We start from the raw sequence: 17,529 nt of genomic DNA on the forward strand, positions 1-17,529 counted from the left end.
CGCGACCGGACCAACTGGACAGCAGCGGGCAAGTCGATCACGTCAAGGTCCAGAACATGTCCGATGCTGCCGAAGCCGCCGCGGCGCGTGGTGACGAGGACGTGTCCGGGTGTGCCAGCCTGGAGGGGGATGCTGGGCAGCCACGGTTGGATTCCGGCCACGGAGTCCGCGTTGTCGAAGATCAGCAGCCAGCCGGCGGCGGCGCGCAGTGCGTCGTGGACCTGTTCGCGGACTTCGTCGGGATCGTTCGTCGGGGTCAGGCCCAGCTTGCGGGCCAGGGCGGCGAACTGATCGGGAATTGTGGTTGGATCTTCGGCGGTGATTGACCACACCACGTCGTAGTCGGCGGCATGGGAGTACGCGAATTCGATCGCGAGTTGGGTTTTGCCGACTCCGCCCAAACCGTGTACCGAGTGAACCGTCACGGTGGACCCGGAGGACAGGTCCTGAGCAAGGGCGGCGAGAGCGGTGTCGCGGCCGGTGAAGTTCGGATTCCGGGCAGCCACTTTCCAGACCGTGGGCACCGCACCCGGGAACCTTGCCGGCCGGGGCACAGCTCGGCCGGGGAACGCCGGTGGCTGCGTCGGTTTGGCGCGACCGGCCAGTGCGTCGGCGATGGCCTTGCGTAGCGTGGCTTTGGCTTGAGCCTCAGGCTTGTCGAATACATCCACACTGACGACGCCCGCGAGGAGGCCCGGTTGTGGGCAATCCTGGATTCTGACGATCAGGAGTTTGCGTTGTTTTCCGTCGGGGTCGGCGGCCCAGGCCGCCTGCCATTCCGCCGAGCCGTACACCGAATTCAGGTAGGCGTCGGACAGGACCGCGATCGTTCGGGCGGCACCGGTGACGCCGTCCTGCATGTTCTGGGTCCAGTTGGTGCCGGGGATGAAGTCCCATGCCTGCACGAGGACGCGATAGCTGTCTTCTTCGAGGTTCCAGGCGACCCACTCAGCCCAGAGCCGGTCCGCCTGCGTGTACGAGACGAAGAAGTCCCATGGGTCGGGGGCCACCGCGCAATTCTGCCATTTTATTGGCATCCGGAGCCGAGCAGGCCCGTCACGGTGCAGACAACGCCCTGAACCAGGCCGGGCGACGTGGTGGTGGGCGGAGGTGTCTCCGTGGTGGGGGGTGGCGGCTCGCTCGGCGGGGGTGGCGGCGGTGCCGTCGTGGTGGGTGGGGGCTCGGTTGTCGTGGGGGGCGGCACGGTGGAGGTCGGCGGTGGTGTGGTCGAGGTTGGGGGCGGCTCGGTGGTGGTGGGCGGCGGCGTGGTCGACGTGGGCGGCGGGGTGGTCGTGGTGGGTGGGGTGGTTGTTGGCGTGGTGGTGCTGGGCGGGACGGTGGTGACCGGGGGTGGTTGGGGGGCGGCGATGGCGACGGTGGGCTCGGTGATGGGGGCGTCGGGGATGACGATGGTGCCGTTGCGGTAGGTGTTCATCCAGCTCAACACCAGGTTGCGGTAGCTGGTGGAGTGGTTGTAGCTGTAGATGGCTTCGTCGAGGCCTTGAGGGGTGCCGAGGTCGCGGTTGGCGGCGCAGAGGTAGCGGGCGGCGGCGAGGCTGGCGTCGTAGACGTTGTGAGGGTCGGCGCGGTGGTCGTTGTTGCCGTCGGCGGCCCAGCCTTTCCAGGTGCCGGGGATGAACTGCATGGGGCCGACGGCGCGGTCCCAGGTGGGGTCGCCGTCCAACGACGCGTTGTCGGTGTCGGGGATGGCGGCGAAGACGTTGCCGTTGAGGACCGGGCCGAGGATGGGGGTGAGAGTGGTGCCGTGGGTGTCTACCCGGCCGCTGCGGGCGTGGTTGGTTTCGACTTTGCCGATCGCGGCGAGGAGTTCCAGGGGGATGTGGCAGCCGGGTTGGGCGAGGTTGGTGGCGTCGCGGGCGCGGCGGTAGGCGTCGAGGACGGTGGTGGGGATGTCGCCGGTGAACACGGTGGGTATCACGGGTTGCGCGTTGTCCACTGTGGACACATCGGCGAGGCCGGCGGGTGGGGACGGCGGCGTTGGCCGGGTGGGGACCTGGTTGCCGGCGGCTGACCACGTGATCTGCTCGTCGTGGGTCGGAACCGGGGGTCCGCCGGCCGGTTGGGGGGTGGCGGGAGCCGCGGTGGGGACCGGGGCCGGGGACGCCGCGGTGGCCAGGAGCACGGCGCCGGCCGCGGCGATCACGCCGCCTGGCGGTCCCACGTGCAGCCGGTGCTTGCCACCGGAGCCGGGCTCGCTGACCATGATCCACTCCAGCAGCGGCGGTGGCACGCCGAGGCGGTGCCGCCCGCCCTGCCGCCGCTTCCGGTTCCTGGACCCGCGCGCATGCTTCACGTCTTAACGGTGCACGCTGTGCGGCCGCAGATATGTTCGGAGGGCGGTCCTGCCCGTTCGGGCAGCGAATTGTGGCCGGGAGTGCGGTGAAGGGGGCCTTCCTCACGCCCGGGGTGAGGAAGGCCCCCTTCACCGCACTGCCTCCCGGACCAGGTGCGTGTCGGTGAACTGTTCGAAGCGGACCACCTGGCCGTCGCGCACGGTCCAGTGGTGGACGAAGCGGGCGCGCATGGGTCTGCCGGTGGCGGTGAAGGTGCCGGTGTAGGTGCCGACGGCGACGACGTCCTCGCCGTCGGCGACGAGTTGCTCGGGGACGGCCTGGTAGTCCGTCCATTCGGAACCGATCCGGGCGAACACGCCGGCACGGATCTCGTCGGCGCCGCGATAGGTTCCGGCGTAAGGGAAACCGGCCATCTCGGTCCACTCGGCATCGGGGGCGAGCGGGGCCAGCATGGTGTCCAGGTCGGCGCGGGCGGAGGCGGCGTAGTGGGCCTGGATGATCTCGAGCGGGGTGGTCATCGGTGGCCTCCCGTGGGGTACGAATAAGACATGAGATCGTATATGATCGTAGACGCTCGGATGGTCGCAACGAAGAGGTTGCCATGACGTTGCTGGTCAGCACCGTCGACGTGTCGGTTCGCGAGCGCGAGGAGGCCTGGCGCGCCGCGGTCGCGGAGGCCTTCGTGCCGCTCGAGTTCCCCGACCCGCGCACGTTCCGCGGCGATATCTCCGGCGAGGTGCTCGGCTCGGTCGCGGTGAGCCGGGTGACCGCCGGGCCGCACCGGGCCGAGCGCACCCAGCGGCACGTCGAGCGCACCGAGACGCCGTACTACAAGGTGAGCATGCCGCTGCGCGGCTACGTGCTGATCCACCAGGACGGCCGCGAGGCCCCGCTGATCCCCGGTGACCTGGCCATCTACGACACCAGCCGGCCCTACCAGGTGACCTTCGACGACACCTGCCGGCTGCTGGTGCTGATGTTCCCGCACCGCGAGCTGCGCCTGCCGCACGACGCGGTCAGCGAGGTGACCGCGCGCCGTGTCTCCGGCCGCGCCGGCATCGGCGGGCTCGTCGCTCCCCTGCTGGTCAACCTCGCGTCCCGGCTCGACGAGATCGGCGGCGCGCAGTCCGCCCGGCTCGCCGACAACATCGTCGACCTGCTCGGCACGCTCTACGCCGACCTGCTCAGCGGCGCCGGCCACTACCCCGCCGACCCGCTGCACACGCTGCTGGCCCGCATCCACGGGTTCATCGAGGACAACCTCGACGACCCCGACCTCGGCCCGGAAACCGTCGCCGCCGCCTGCCACATCTCCGTCGGCTACCTGCACAAACTCTTCCGCGCCGAAGGCACCTCGGTCTCCCGCCTGATCCGCGAACGCCGCCTGGAGAAGTGCCGCCGCGACCTCGTCTCCCCGTGCACCCGCGGCAAAGCCGTGTCCGCCATCGGCGCCCACTGGGGCTTCCTCGACGCCGCCCACTTCAGCCGCGTCTTCAAAGCCACCTACGGCGTCTCCCCACGCGAATACCGCCTCAGCCGCGACCTCACCGGCCACGTCGAAATGTCCGCCACCTGACCGGACACTATGGGAGGAGTTGGCTGACGCCACCACAGCGCCCAGGAGCCGATGGTCGCCATGATCGTCAAAATGGGAAGCTCACGCTCATATTCGAGCGTGAACTTCCCGAAACGGCGATCTTGTCTCGTGTCTACGTAGCCATGATCGGCGTTGGCGTAGGCATTACCTACTGGTTCGGATGGGGTTCCTCAGTCATGCCAACGGTGACGACGGGCAACACCAACGCCCCCACCGCCATGATCGCCGAGCATGCCGCCGACCTGCTGCTTGCCCAGGCGCTGTGACGGGTTCATCAGGGCCACAGCAACGGCACGGCGATCCACAGCGCCCATCCGTTCAGGGCGTACCAGGCCAGGATCCACAGCGGGGCCGGGATGAATGTCCTCTTGGCCAGTGCCTCGGCATCATCGCCCTGCTCGAAGTAGGGACCGCTCATCCGATTGTGGACCAGTGCCCACAGGCCCACGGCCTCGCACAGGAGCAGCAGCCACGCCTCGGTGTAGGCCACCCACTGCTGTACGCCGGCCGATCCCCAATAGAACGCCGCAAATGCCACCAGACCGACGGCCAGGACGCTGCCGATAGTGATCACGTCGCGGCTCACCACCAGCACCAGCGCCATCAGCACGGTGGTCAGGAGCAGCACGGTATGCGCATGGCCGCGGCCGAGGAGCGCGGCGATTCCCAGGCCCGCCAGTGGCGGTGCCGCGTACCCGGCCGCGCTTCTGAAGACAGCAGACAACCACGAATTGACCCACGAACGCGTCATCCCGGAATGCGGGCTGTCGACCGCGATGAGGTACACCCCGCCGCCGGTCACGATGCTCACGGCAGCGTGCCCGGCCTCGTGCACAATGGTGCTCACCACGTGCAGGCTGGCCAGCACCCGGCGCCACCAGGTACTGGGCGGCACCAACCCCAGCAGGGCAATCAGCAACGCGACCATCGCGGTGACCACCACGACGTCCGATCCCGCCGGTGAGCCCGTGACCACCGGCGACTGCGCAAGTCCCGCCGTGTGCACGCCGGATAATCAACCACCAGCGGTGGTCCTCTGGCGACGCCTTCGACCCGATTGACTGTGAACTGGCCACTTCGTTCCGGATTGTGAGAGATCAGCCCTTGGCGAGGATGTTTTGGAGGGCGGCTAGGAACTCGGCGGGCTTCTCCAGGTGCGGGCTGTGGCCGCAGTCGGCAAAGACGATCTCTTCGTAGGTGCCGCCGCCGGAGGCGTATTCGTCGAGCACCGCGCGGGTTTGGGTGATCATGGGTTGGGGTGGGTGGGTTTCGGGGCCGGGCCAGCCGGGGATGGCGCCCAGTTGGCCCAGGTGGGCGAGGTCGAACATCGACGTGTCGGAGACGATCTGGTCGTCGGCGCCGCGGAGCCAGAGGATGGGGGGTTTGGGGTCGGTCTGGTGGAGGTCGTCGAGGCGGAAGTGGTTGGGGGACATGGAGTTGAGGACGCCGTGGGTGCCGGGGGCGACGTTGGGCCAGGCTTCGGTGGGGGCTGCGTCGCCGGGGTAGTGGTCGTCGCCGAGGCGGGAGGTGAGGATGGAGTCGACTAGGGCGTCTTCGTCGGCTGGGATGAAGGGGGGTTTGACGTAGAAGGTGCGGAGGATCTGGCGGGGGGAGAGTGGGGAGTCGGCGGAGCGGTCGCCGTCGCGGAGGCGTTGGACGAACTCGGGGTTGGCGGCGCCGGCTCCCGAGCCGACTCCGGAAGGGTCGACGAGGTCGCCGGTGGCGCCGCGGGTGCCGCCGTAGCCGTACGGGGAGACGGGGTTTACCAGCGTTAATGTGCGGACGGCCGAGGGGTGGTCGCGGAGGTACTGGAGCACGACGCCGCCGCCCATGCTCCAGCCGACGAGGTGGGCCGAGGTGAGGTCGAGGGCGGCGAGGGTGGCGGCGAGGTCGTCGGCGTGGTCGTGGAGGCCGCGGGTGGCGTCGATGGGGAGGGGGTCGGTGTCGCCGAAGCCGCGCAGATCCACCGCGATGGGGCGGTACGTGTCGGGGAGGGCGAGCATGGTGGCCCGCCAGAAGGCGCTGGAGGAGAGGTTGCCGTGGACGAAGATCACGGGTGGGCCGGTGCGGTCGGCCACCTCGAGGAGGTGCACGGTGAGCCGGGAGGTGGGCACGGTGCGGGAGGTGATCATGGCGAGTCCCTTTCTACGCCAGCCAACCGGCCACTGTGGACATGACGGAGGTGGCCCAGCCGAGTTGGAGGTGGTTGGCGGAGCTCACCAGGGTGGTGGCGCCGACCGTGGTGACGCCGGTGGTGTCGAGGGCGCTGCTGACGAACACCACGCCGTCGCTGGGGCCGCGGGTTTCGTTCCAGATTCCGACGATCGTCGGGGAGCCACCGGCGAGGAGGTAGACCGGGACGGCGGAAGGTGTTGGGGTGCCGCGGATCGTGCCGATCAGTGAGCCGGCGTTGATGGCGGCCTGGATGCCGGGACCGTCGGTGTAGAAGCCCTGGCCGCCGTGGTAGGTGGTGAACCAGTCCTGTGTGGACGTGTTCACGCCGTATACGCCGTCCCAGCGGGCGAGCATCTGGCGCTGGCCCGGATAGGCGTCCCAGCCGCCGGTCGGGGTGATCGACAGCTCGGGATGGTAGGTGTACAAACCGAAACAGGTCATCCGGGTGTGCGGGCTCGGCGCGTTGACGGTGCCGCCGCACTCCGGCCAGATGGAGAAGTCGTGCGCCCAGCCATGGGCGAACGGGTAGTCGTAACCACCGTTCGGGCCGCCGAGGAGGACCAGCCGGCGCACGTCGCCGGCGTAGGCGCGGCCCCAGGACGGGCGCACCGACGCGAGATACATGCGGGCGGACATCATGCCCTTGCTCCAGCCGACCACGTCGACCGAGCTGACCCCGAGCCGGGCGCGGATGATCGCGATCGCGTCGCCGACCTGTTGCGCCTGCTGGTAGTTGTCGCCCTGCTTGTGCGCGAAGCCGATGGCGAACACCCGGTATCCGCGGGAGCTCAGGTACTGCATGAGACCCGTGGACGGGCAGGACGCCGAGCCGCAGCCGAACCCGCCGGCCTCGTTGGGGTTCGCCCAGGCGCGGTCCGGGTTGTCGTTGGCGCCGTGCACGAGCAGCACCGGGACCGGTTTGCTGCCGGTGTTCCAGCCGGGCGCGGAGTAGAGCAGGAAGCGCGACGAGGACGGCCGCGCCACGCCGCCGAAGAACGTCCGGCGCTGGCCGTCCTGGTCGCCGCGGCCGTCCGGCGGGTACTGCTCGTCGTGGAATTCAGCGGTAAGGTCGCGGTACCGGTCGACGGACGCCCAGCCGTTGCTCACCGAGGGGAAGGTGGCTTCGCGGGTCAGGTAGGAGGGGTCGGCGGAGGCCGGCGCGGGCGCCACGACCGCCGCGACGGTAAGGGCGGCGACCGCCAGTGCGCGCCGTGTGAGCATCGCCAGTGACCTCCACGGGTGGGATCCGCGATTCAAATCCTCCGGAACCTTGGTGCTTCCGCGGCGTCGCCGTCAACGGCGCGGGGCACCATTCGGACCCGACGATACGTGTGGGTTACCCACATGTCGCGCACCGGCAACCGGCCGCCCGGCGTGGCGTGCGGCCCTGGGCGGCGCCTTCCTGGGACCCTTACCCCGCTCAGAAGAACTCCGTGAACAGGAGGCACAGAAATATGCTTCGGATAGACCGGGCTCGTGGCGGCCACGTCCGGTTGACGTTTGTCCTGCCGACCCACGAACCACCCGGCCGGGTCAGCGTGGTCGGCGATTTCAACGGATGGCAACCCGGAGCGCACGAGCTGCGCCGGCGCAGCAACGGCACCCGGTCGCTGGCGGTCACCGTCCCCGAGGGTTCCTCGATCCGGTTCCGCTACCTGGCCGAGAACGACCACTGGTGCAACGAGACCGAGCACCCCGACGTCCAGTGGATCGGCAACGACAGCCTCATCGTCGCCACGGCGCCGAGGTAACTCACGGAAACGGATGCGGGTACGGGTTGATGCCGTCCGGGCGCGGGTAGCCGAGCCCGGGCGGCACCTCGTAGAGCCGCGGCAGATCGTGCGTGCGGCGGTTGTGGTGGCCGAACGTCATCGGAAGTGTTCCCGGGATGATCACCTTGACGCAGGCGAAGTCCGCGGCGCGGTGCTCGGGCGTGGTCTGGTCCACCACGATCACGTCCAGGCCGCTGTCGAGGTAGCGGTGCAGGAGGTCCTCGAGGTCCTCGCGCAGGTCGGTGCGACGTGGCGCGGAATCGCCGAACGGACGGGTTTCCGTTGCGGCGGTGAGGAAGTCGAAGCGGTCGAACACCTCGGGGTTGGCGTAGAGCAGGGCGTGATCGTCCATTTCGGACACTAACGTGCTGTCGCGGGCCAGGGCGCGGGCGTGCCCGGCGCGCTGCGGGTAGTGGCGGATGAGTGAGGTCAGCGCCGGGGCGAGCTCGTGCAGCGCGCCGGCGAGGGCGCGGTCCGGGTCGAGGTGCGCACCGGCGGCGCAGGAGACCTTGGGGCGTAACGGGTCTCCGGTATCGTCAACGGCCATCAGCCAGACGCTGGGGATGCGCTGCTCGAGGGTGATGTCGAAGGCGAGGAGCCGGTAGCCGGTCTCCTCGGTGATGGCCGCGGCCAGCAACGGGATGTTCGGGTCACGGGTGTCCGCAAGGGATACCCGGGGCGCCGGGAGTCGGGCGTACCAGGTCATCAGGAACGCGTCCCGCTCGGCGATCTCCAGGATGCCGTGGAAGATCGCCTCCTCGATCGAGGCGCCGAGCGCGCAACCGTTGGAGACCTCGTAGGCGAAGCGCGGCTCATCCGGGTGGACCAGGCGGGTGTGGTAATACGCGTAGGACTCCGGCACCAGCACCGGTTCCCGCCGAGCGAACGAGTAGCCCCACACCCAGCGGCACGGGGTGCACTCGTCGAACGGGATGAACGCGAAGCCCGGCACGGCGTAGCGATCCGGCGGGTAGAGCCCGAACGTCCGCGGATCCACCGCGTGGCCGGCGATCTCGGCGTACGGGGCGATCACGGTGGTGCGCTTGCCGCCGGGCATGATGCCGCCGTAGCGTTCCAGCGCCTCGGCCACGGCGGCGGTCTCGGCGGCACGGTAGTCGCGGCCGAGGCCGAAGCCGGTCTCCACCCGGTCTTCGGTGCGCAGTCCCATCGGGGCGGCGGCGATGACCACTCCCCCGTCGTTCCACCGGGCGAGCGGGCGGATCAGGCCGACCTCACCGTCCACATAGGCCCGCAGCAACGCGTCGTGCTCCGCGGCCAGCGCCCGGGTCCGGTACGTGCCGGCCGGTTTCGGCCGGGACGACGGCGTGATCCGGGCCGACTCGGCGGTGTCGTCGGGCAGGTCGCCGCAGTCCGGGCAGAGCGGGTCGGGGAGGAACGGGTGGGTGGACACGGCGAGTGTGCCGAGATCAATTCGGAGCAACGCGTTGTGCGCCCGTGGAGTCCGGCCCGCCTGGACGTCCGCGGCCTGCTCGGCGACCAGCGCGGCCACGGTGGACACGGCGAGACCGGTGAGCGAGGGGGACGGCCCGTGCGCGTCCCAGACGCGTTGGTACGCCTCATCGTGCTCGCGTGCCCGGCGGCGGCGCAGCTCAGCGCAGGTCGCGCAGCCCGGCCGGCCGGGGAGCCGCACCGGGCCGATCACCACCGTGCCCAGCTCCACGCGAACCGGCACCAGACCCTCGTCGGGCAGAGTTACCTCAGGCATCGCGCATCACCACGTGGACGACCGTGGCGATCTCGTCCTCGAGCGGCACGATCTCGACCCTCTTTCCCTGCCGCGCCAACGCTTCGGTCAGCTCGAGAACCCGCACCGCCTCTTGGGTCGGACCCGCTGGCAGATGGGGCACCGGCGGCGGGGCGTACTCGGGTTGGTCGTTGACGCGGGCCTGGAACGCGAGCAGCACCTGCTCAAGCCCGTCGCGGACCGCGTCGGCCAGTGTCCGGCCGGCGGTGTAGGCGACGGTCCGGCCGCCGAGCTCCATTGCCACCGCCGGAATCCCGAGCCGGCAGGTCAGGTCGTGGCAGCGCACCGGCTCCGGAAGGGCCGCGGCAAGGCGGCGGTAGCGGGCACCGGTCGGGTCGAGTTCGATCCGACCGATGTCGATCATCGGGCCAACACCGGGCATGCCGATCAGCAGCGTCCGGCAATGCGCGAGCAGGCCGTCGATGATCGCGTCGTCCCTGGTGGGCGCCGCGGCCACGCCTGGACTCCGCGACACCGAGGCGGCCAGCGCCCGCAGCGCCGTGCGGTGGCGCGCAGTGGCGAAGTCCACGCCGTAGCCGTACACCGGGCCCACGCCGGGGACCGCGGTTCTGGCCACGTGCAAGGGAAACTGCGCGAGGTCGCCCTCGTCGATCCGGCCGAACCGGCCGAACAGGTCGTCGGACACCGAGTTCGCCCGCTCGGAGAAATCCCGGGCCCGCACGTCGACCTGGAACCGGTGGACCGAGGTGCGCAACGTGCGAACATCCACCCGCGTGACCACGGTCGAGGGCGGCTCGCCACCGGCCAACTCGGTGAAAGCCCGGTGCACGACCTGATTGGCGATCACCCGCCGGGCCGAATCGGTGAACGGTGCCGTGTCCTCAGTAGACGGTGAGATGAACCGCCGCAAGGCCGCGGACATTCCGCCGGTCGGGCCGAGGAACACGGCGTCGCCAGCGATCAGCACGGGGAACAGCACGGCTCGGGTCGCCGCGCAGGTGCGCTCCAAGCGGCGGGCGCGCGCGGGGTCGGGGTCGTGGGAGAGGTCGAACACCAGGTCGCCAGGGGTGCGACGAAGGGGGCCTTCCTCGCACTGGGCGTGAGAAAGGCCCCCTTCATCGCACTTCAACCCCGAGATCCGCGCCGCTTCCCGAACCGCTGCGGCCAGCGCCCCCGAGCCGAGCACCAGCGCGGATCGATCGGCCCACGCGGGCACGGGCGGGGCGGCGCACTCCATGATCACGCCGAGGTCCAGCAGCGTGGTGATCACCTTGTGCAGTGCGGTCTTGCGGTCGGGGGCGAGGTTGGCGGTGAGGTCGGCGAGGGTATGGGAGCCGTCGAGGTGGTCGGCGAGGCGGTCGATCCAGCGGTGGAGTTGGCTGCCGGGCAGGGAAACGGGGCCGCGGTGGGTGAGTAGGTAGGTGCCGTCGGGAGTGCCGCAGTGGTAGGTGCCGGGACGGAGCTTGAGTTTCATGGGCGGCTGCCCAGAATGAACTCGCCTACGCTGCACTCCTCGAGCGGGTCCAGGCCGGTGGCTTCGGTGAACGCGGCCGAGTCGCCGGTGCCGAGCGCGCACGGGGCGAGGCCCATCGCGGTGGCGACGGTGTACATGAGCTGGTAGAGCACGCCGACGTTCTTGAGGATCAGGGCGTAGGACAGCGCCTGGTACTTCCACATCACCCGGGCGAACCGGGCGGCGAGCACGATCAGCAGCTGCGGTGCGGCCGGCAGCTCGGCGCCGGCCGCGGCGTCGCCGAGCAGGCGGCGCACCGCGGAGTTGGACGGGCAGACCGAGCGGAGCGCGTGGTCGTGGCCGTCGTAGTGGTACAGACCGGGTTCGAGGCCGGCCACATGCCGGACGGCGAGGTAGAGGTCGAGCTCGTGCAGGCTGCCGGCGGACGGGAACGGGCGGTCGAGTTGGTCGTCGTCGTCCTTCGGGATGACAGCCCGCACCCGCGCGGTGCGATAGAGGAACTCGCCCAGCTGAGCCAGATCCATCGGGTGGTCGTCGTCGTGTGCGCGGATGGTGCGGCGGGACTCGAGCACGGTGCTGAGCGGCGGGTCGGCCACGGCGGCGAGGTCGGGGCGCGGCAGCGTGATCACCGGTCCGGGGAACGGGTCGCGGCGGGCCGGCGGTGGCGGGAAGCGGCCCTCGGCCCAGTACGTGGCGCCGACCGGCCGGCCCGCCACCGGGAACCGCGTGCCGAGCCGGGTCTGCTCGTGGAACCACAGATCGTGCGGGCTCCACTGGCACAGCCGCAGCTCCGTGTCCTCGGCGTCGCCGGCCGGCACGGCGAGCCCGGCCCAGCGCAGGTCGGCAAGCAGCCGGGCGGCGGCCGGCGCGGGCAGCCACTCCCCCAGCTCGGCGGCCGAGCGCGGCACCGTCAACATGCCGAGCACGGCGCAGACCCGCGGGTCCAGCACCGAGATCTCGCACCAGGCCCGCGGCGACTGCAGCACGCACTCGTCCCCGTCCCGCCGCAGCATCGCGAACCGGGACAGCCGCGAGTCCCCGTTTCCAGCCCGCGAGTCCCCGTTTCCAGCAGCCGAGTTCGCGGTTCCGAAATGCGAACTCAGCGGCCTGAACTGGGGACTCGCGGGCCTGAACTGGGGACTCGCGGGGCGGACCGGGCGGAGGGCGTAGAGCGGGTGGCCGGCGTCGGTGACCTCGACGACGAGCCAGCCGCGTGCGCGCAACCGGTTGACCAGAGTGGACCCGGCGCGGAGCTGGTCGGGATGGCACGGACCGGCGGCGAGCGTGTGCAGGGTGGACCGCTGCGCGTCGGTCAGGTGGCCGAGCGGCTCGCGGTGCGGCCAGCGGACCAGGTGCACCGCTCCGTCCTGGGCGGTCGCGGTGAACACCCCGGGCATGAGGCGGAGCAGCTCGGTGGTCATGACAGTGACACCGTTCCGAAGTCCGGCCGCGTGATCACGTCGAACGCGCTGACCCCGAACGCGCCCTCCACCGCGCTCGCCGCGAGGTGGCACAGCAGGTACCGCTCCCCCGGCTTCACCCCGAGCTTGGTGAGAAACAGGTACAGGTAGTTGAGCATGACCCGGTACTGAAGGAACCACGTCGCCTGCGCGGAACCTCGGCCGCGGCGCCGCTCGCCGTCCAGTTCGCGGTGAAACGCGCTGCGCGCCGGGTCCAGCCGGATACCCGGGTCGTAGTTGTCCCGCAACCATGGGGTGTCCAGGGCCAACCGCCCGGACTCGATCAGCTTCCCGGCCCGTACCCGGATCGGCTCCAGCACCGAAACCCAGTCCCGTACGAATGGCACCCGGCCGCTCAGGATGCTCGCAACCCGCCGCTCCAGAGACTCGGCGTGCGTCGCGTAGTGCCGGTCCCACCGCGGGCGAAGCTCCGCCGCGCCCGGGTGGCTGGCCAGGAACCCCTCGGCGTGCGAGCGGAACGACACGAACCCCTCGGCCACCCCGATGCCGGACAGCGCGTGCGCGGTGGCGATCATCAGGTCGAACGCCACGCTCAGCCTCGACCCACCCGCACGCACGCCGGACGTCGCCCGGAACGCCAGATCCGTTGTGGCCACGTGAAAATCCACGAGCAGTGCGGCGGCCTCGGGGCTGCCCAGCACGTGCGTCCGGTCGTCGTACGGCTCGACGTGCACCGAGTTGTCCGGGCGCCACGGCAGCAGTGGACCGGGGTCGGCCTCCAGCCGGGCCAGCCGCTCGTGCTCGGCCAGCAGCGCCAACGGATCCAGCACCGCCGTGGACGGCCGGCGGGCGAGGAACCCACCGACGATCTCCTCGACCACCGGCAGCACCGAGTCGAGCGCCGCGGTGTGGAAGTTCAGCCGCAGCTGGGGACCGCGCCGCCAGTGCCGCACGTAGTACGCGCCCTCGACCAGGTCGCGCACCGCGGCGAACAGCGGCCGCACGCCGGCACAGATCAGCGCGTCGAGGTCCTCGTGGTAGTGGACGTGCAAGCTGTGCCAGGTCATCGCGGTGCCCCGACCGTGCTCAGCGCGCCGGTGATCTGGCCGGCCAGGTAGCGGGCGTAGCCCTCCTCGGCCAGCGTCACGCCGAGCCGGTTGCAGATCAGGTGCGCGCAGATGTCGACCACCGTGAGGATGCCGGCCCCGGTGATCCCGCCCGGCCCCTCCCAGCCCCGGCCCGGACCCGTGAAGTCCAGAGTGGACAGTGCGTTGCGCAGCCGGGCCACCGACGCCGTCCACTCCGCCAGCGAGCCGGAGCCCAGCAGCTCCGGCGGGCAGGCGGCCAGCGCCCGGAGCCGCGTGCCGAGCGCCAGCAACCGGTCCCGCTGCGCCAGGTACCGCTCCTCGAACTCCGCCCACAGCTTGATCGGCGGCGGCTCGCCGGCGGCCCGGGCGTAGGAGGCGATCGAGGCGTGCAACGCGGCCGGGTCGGGCTGGCAGACGAACCAGGCCAGCAGGATGAGCGAGAACGCCGCGGTGTCCAGCCGGTCGGCCGGCAGCCCGCGGCGCATCAGGTCCAGCGCGATCCGGCTGGACTCCACGAAGTGCCGCTCCACCGCCTCGACGCTGGCGCCGTGGCCGTACCGGTTGTGCTCCGGCCGGTACCGGATCACCCGCACGGAGTTGTTGGGGTACATGACTTCCGTGTAGGACGTCAGGTGCTCCCAGCGGCCGAGCGCGACGGCGAACGCGGCGTACTGCTCCTGGGTCACCCGCTCCGGCGACGGATGCGCCCGCAGGTACTCCGTGCACCGCTCGACCAGCTCACGCTCCAGGCCGGTCTCAGCGGGCCGGACCCGGAGCCGGAGGTGATCACCACCGTCCCAGTGGCGCAGGAAGAAGAAGTCGCGCACCCGGCCGTCCGCGATCAGCCCGGAGGTCAGCGGGGCCACCAGGTTCCGGGCCAGCTCGCCCAGATCCCCTTGGTAGAACAGGTGCAGGCTGATCCACGCTGTGTTCGATTGGCTCGCTCCGCTCGCATGCGCGGGCCTTGACGCGATGTCTTCCCTCCTGCGCTGGTCGGTCGCTCGTTCCTCGCTCCCTGCGCTGCTCGTCAGTCCAGACATCGCCGGCCCGCGCGGGCGGTCTGTTGCAGGTTCGCTCATGGGGCCTCCGAAATCTCGAGCAGGTACTCGGTGACGCGCGGGCCGGCCTCGGCCGGGTCGGGCAGCGCCTCCTCGAAGATCACGAGGTGCGCGCCGCCGCCGGTTCGGTGCTCGAACGCCTGCACCTGGAACCAGTTCGCCACGTCCAGGTACACCGGCTTGCGGGCCTTCCCGAGAGCCCAGCGCCGGAACCGGTCCGGCTCCTCACCCACCGGCCACGCCCGGACGAATGTCCGCAGTGGAATCCCGTTGTCCCGCAACCAGGTCAGCAACCGCGCCCATAAGTTTCCGTCGCCCTCCCCCGGCCGGCGCACCGGCAGCTCGCCGGGCGGCACGATCCAGCGGGCGCGCTGGACCACCAACGAGCCGATCTCCACCCGTGGCAGGCGGGTGATGCCGGTCGAGCCGGAGATGTCCGCGAACGACGCCAGCAGCGGCACGCTGGGGTGCACCAGGAACGTGTCCCCGAACGCGAGCATGAGCAGCCGGGCCGCGGGCGGGAGCAGGAACTCGGCCATCATGCCGAGGTGCGCCGGTTTCACCGCGCGGCCGAGCCGAACCGACCGCAGGCTCAGCAGATCCGTGTCCGGGTCGTGCGTGACCACGAGGTCGTGCAACGGAATCCGCTGGTCCGCGGGACGGTCCGAGACGGTGAACGGGTAGTCGATCTCGTAGGGGGCGCCGGGGTGCCGGCGGTTGACCGTGCTCGCGAACGTGCCGCCGAGCTCGGCGAGGACCTCCGGGCGGGCATGCGGCGGGCCGGTCGGGACGGCGATGCCGCCGGCCTCACGGACGAGCCGGAACAGGCGGTTGCGGCCGCGGCCGTGACCTGGCATGGCGAGGTTGAGCACGGCGCGCTCACCACCCGGAGTTCGTTGCAGGTAGCAGGAAAGCGACTCCGGCGGGGTGATCCAGTCCGGCCAGCCGGCGACCGTGTGCTCGAGCGCGTCCGGGGTGGTGCCCGCGCGCAGTTCGGCAAGTGCCGCCGTGCGCAGGGCGTGCAGCTGGCGAACCCGCGGCAGCGCGCTGGCCGCGAGCACCGGCGAGGTCAGCGGCAGCGTGGCCACGTCGAGATAGGTGCCGACCTCGCCGTCCTTGGCTTGCACCGCGCGATGGAAGTCCAGAAAGGACAGTCGGGCGCCGGAACCGAAGCAGCGGCGGACGAGGTCGCCGAGCGCGATGCGCAGCGGCAGCGTCGGACCGAGGACGCCGAGCCAGCGGCGGAACAGGTCGAGGTCGTCCAGGGCCGGGCGCCAGGAGTCGCGGGAGAGCTCGACGACCGGGTCGGGATGCACGGCGTTCTCGTGGAACGCGGCCTTGCGCGGGCCGTCGGTGTCCCGGGTGATCCGCAACGCGGTGGAGAGATTGTCGATGGCGTCGTGCAGGTTGCGCTGGCGCGTCCGGTGCCCGGCGACATCGGTGATGGCCACCGGGCGGCGGAGCTCGGCGCCGACCCGCTCGAGGGCGGCCAGCGGTCCGGCGAGGTCGGGGCCGGCGGAACGCACCCAGGCGGCGAGGTCGCCGAGCGGGTCGGCGGACTGGTCCGGCACCGGGGGAACGGTTTCGAGCAGGCCGGTGTCGGTCAGCTTGGCCAGAAACCGCGACACCCGTTCCGGATCTCCGTTCGCAGCAAGGATGTCGTGCAGCTCGGCGAGGCTGGGCCGGCGCTCGCGGACGATCCGCAGGCACGCGCGGATGGCGGGGGTGAGCGGCACGGTGACGATCGGCTCGGGTGCCGCGGCGCCGAGAAAGCAGACGCGACCGCCCGACGCCGTGGCGGACGGGTTCACCCGGACCCGCAGCGAGCCGGCCAGCTCCGGGCGTGCGGCGAGGGTGGTCAACGTGGCGCGGACGATGTGGCCGTGCAGCTCGAACAGGCCGGCGGGCGGGCCGGGGTCGAGCGAGCAGGTGTCGCCATCGGTCCAGGTGCCGATGCCGCTGAGCGTGAACGTGCTGTACGGGCTGGTCTTCGTGACAGCGCGGGTGACAAAGTTGGTCAGCCCCAACAGGGTCCGGCGCTTGGGCCGGTGCGCACCAGTCAGCCATTTCTCCAGCTCGGCGGCGAGCGAGGCGCCGGCCTGGGACAGGGCGCGGCGGAACAGCGGATCGGCGGCGAGGTCGCGGAGCACCAGCTCCTTGTCCGCGGCTTCCGCCTCGATCAGCTCGGGGAGCGCGGCGCGGAGCCCGGCCAGCTCGTCCAGCGACGCCAACCAGGAACGCGTCCGGGCGGCGAGGGCGGCGGGAAGGGCGGCGGCCACGCCGGCGTCCCACTCGGTTCGGGCCGGGCGGCGGAGCCGGTGAATCGAGCGCCGCAATCCGATGACCCGCGGTTTGACCGGAATTTCGGACAATTCGCCGATCGCCGTGTGCAATGCGTCGGCAATCGCGTCCGCCTCGGCCCGGAGGGTTGCCTGGGCGGCGCGGATCGCCTCGAGGTGCGCCAGGCATTTGTCGAACCGCAGCTCGCCGATCGACCCCGCCGGCAGCCCCGCGATGCGCACGCCGAAGTACTCGGCCACCTGCCACCGGGGGCCGCCGCCAGCCCGTGTCGGGATCATCGCGTGGCTGCTACGAGGAACACCGGGTGCAGCTGCAGAAGCAGAAGCTGCCACACGCGGAGGCGGCGTTCTCGGGCATGCCGTGCCCCGAGGTCAGCGAGTCCACGGTGAGGCCGGCGTCCTCGAGCTCGAACACGTCCATCGGCAGATCGTCGATGTCGAAATCCAGCTTGTTGGAGATGTTCACTATTACCCTCCTATGTGGAATAGCGCGATGGCGCTGATCCGAGGCTCCTGGAGGGCCGGGCGGCGGTCAATGCAACTGGGCGCGCCCGACGACCCGCCCTCGACGCGCGCTCGAGGTCCGCGGCCGGATACCGTGCG

Annotated in this window: 15 protein-coding genes; 2 read left to right on the forward strand and 13 right to left on the reverse strand. The window is 70.9% G+C overall.

All coding sequences use genetic code 11. The features are described from left to right. From VGR06_RS03165 to VGR06_RS03175, 3 genes are all read right to left on the reverse strand, one after another. On the reverse strand, positions 1-1,010 hold a 1,010-nt coding region (locus VGR06_RS03165), incomplete at its 3' end, for a toll/interleukin-1 receptor domain-containing protein (protein WP_327557403.1). 17 nt (positions 1,011-1,027) lie between these two features. After that, positions 1,028-2,314 carry a lytic transglycosylase domain-containing protein gene (locus VGR06_RS03170; RefSeq protein WP_327557404.1) on the reverse strand — a complete coding sequence of 429 codons (1,287 nt, stop codon included), beginning with the start codon at positions 2,312-2,314 and terminating at the stop codon, positions 1,028-1,030. 129 nt (positions 2,315-2,443) lie between these two features. Then, entirely contained in the window at positions 2,444-2,833 is a 390-nt protein-coding gene (locus VGR06_RS03175) for a nuclear transport factor 2 family protein (protein WP_327557405.1), read from the reverse strand. Between the two features lie 83 nt (positions 2,834-2,916). On the opposite strand from VGR06_RS03175, the gene VGR06_RS03180 reads away from it, so the two are divergent. Further along, positions 2,917-3,891, forward strand: a complete 975-nt coding sequence (locus VGR06_RS03180) for a helix-turn-helix domain-containing protein (protein ID WP_327557406.1) — start codon at positions 2,917-2,919, stop codon at positions 3,889-3,891. A 295-nt stretch (positions 3,892-4,186) separates the two neighbouring features. On the opposite strand, the gene VGR06_RS03185 is transcribed toward VGR06_RS03180, so the two are convergent. From VGR06_RS03185 to VGR06_RS03195, 3 genes are all read right to left on the reverse strand, one after another. Next, positions 4,187-4,855, reverse strand: a complete 669-nt coding sequence (locus VGR06_RS03185; RefSeq protein WP_327557407.1) for a M50 family metallopeptidase — start codon at positions 4,853-4,855, stop codon at positions 4,187-4,189. A 154-nt stretch (positions 4,856-5,009) separates the two neighbouring features. Beyond that, positions 5,010-6,044: an alpha/beta hydrolase gene (locus VGR06_RS03190; protein WP_327557408.1), complete on the reverse strand. Its 1,035-nt coding sequence runs from the start codon at positions 6,042-6,044 to the stop codon at positions 5,010-5,012. Positions 6,045-6,057: 13 nt separating this feature from the next. After that, entirely contained in the window at positions 6,058-7,308 is a 1,251-nt protein-coding gene (locus VGR06_RS03195) for a lipase (RefSeq protein ID WP_327557409.1), read from the reverse strand. Positions 7,309-7,580: 272 nt separating this feature from the next. On the opposite strand from VGR06_RS03195, the gene VGR06_RS03200 reads away from it, so the two are divergent. Beyond that, positions 7,581-7,838 (forward strand): isoamylase early set domain-containing protein, encoded by a 258-nt coding sequence (locus tag VGR06_RS03200; protein WP_327557410.1) that lies wholly within the window; start codon positions 7,581-7,583, stop codon positions 7,836-7,838. A gap of 1 nt (position 7,839) precedes the next feature. Here VGR06_RS03200 and VGR06_RS03205 read toward each other — a convergent pair whose 3' ends face one another. The 7 genes from VGR06_RS03205 to VGR06_RS03235 are packed head-to-tail and all read right to left on the reverse strand — an operon-like array spanning position 7,840 to position 17,392. Further along, the gene (locus tag VGR06_RS03205) at positions 7,840-9,585 is read right to left on the reverse strand and encodes a TOMM precursor leader peptide-binding protein (RefSeq protein ID WP_327557411.1); all 1,746 of its coding nucleotides are present in this window, start codon (positions 9,583-9,585) and stop codon (positions 7,840-7,842) included. Then, complete coding sequence (locus VGR06_RS03210; protein ID WP_327557412.1) at positions 9,578-11,059, reverse strand: hypothetical protein; 1,482 nt, start codon at positions 11,057-11,059, stop codon at positions 9,578-9,580. Before VGR06_RS03210 ends, VGR06_RS03205 begins: the two co-directional genes overlap by 8 nt. Further along, positions 11,056-12,480 carry a SagB family peptide dehydrogenase gene (locus VGR06_RS03215; protein ID WP_327557413.1) on the reverse strand — a complete coding sequence of 475 codons (1,425 nt, stop codon included), beginning with the start codon at positions 12,478-12,480 and terminating at the stop codon, positions 11,056-11,058. Before VGR06_RS03215 ends, VGR06_RS03210 begins: the two co-directional genes overlap by 4 nt. After that, positions 12,477-13,547 (reverse strand): thiopeptide maturation pyridine synthase, encoded by a 1,071-nt coding sequence (locus tag VGR06_RS03220; protein WP_327557414.1) that lies wholly within the window; start codon positions 13,545-13,547, stop codon positions 12,477-12,479. The genes VGR06_RS03215 and VGR06_RS03220 overlap by 4 nt, the downstream gene beginning before the upstream one ends. Next, positions 13,544-14,647 (reverse strand): lantibiotic dehydratase C-terminal domain-containing protein, encoded by a 1,104-nt coding sequence (locus VGR06_RS03225; protein WP_327557415.1) that lies wholly within the window; start codon positions 14,645-14,647, stop codon positions 13,544-13,546. The genes VGR06_RS03220 and VGR06_RS03225 overlap by 4 nt, the downstream gene beginning before the upstream one ends. Next, positions 14,644-17,205, reverse strand: a complete 2,562-nt coding sequence (locus tag VGR06_RS03230; RefSeq protein WP_327557416.1) for a lantibiotic dehydratase — start codon at positions 17,203-17,205, stop codon at positions 14,644-14,646. Before VGR06_RS03230 ends, VGR06_RS03225 begins: the two co-directional genes overlap by 4 nt. Positions 17,206-17,215: 10 nt before the next feature. Continuing rightward, positions 17,216-17,392, reverse strand: a complete 177-nt coding sequence (locus tag VGR06_RS03235) for a thiomuracin/GE37468 family thiazolyl RiPP peptide (protein WP_327557417.1) — start codon at positions 17,390-17,392, stop codon at positions 17,216-17,218. Between the last annotated feature and the right edge of the window lie 137 nt (positions 17,393-17,529).

Origin of the sequence: Actinophytocola sp. (genome assembly GCF_036002505.1) — a bacterium.
In the GTDB taxonomy this organism is placed as follows: domain Bacteria; phylum Actinomycetota; class Actinomycetes; order Mycobacteriales; family Pseudonocardiaceae; genus DASYTH01.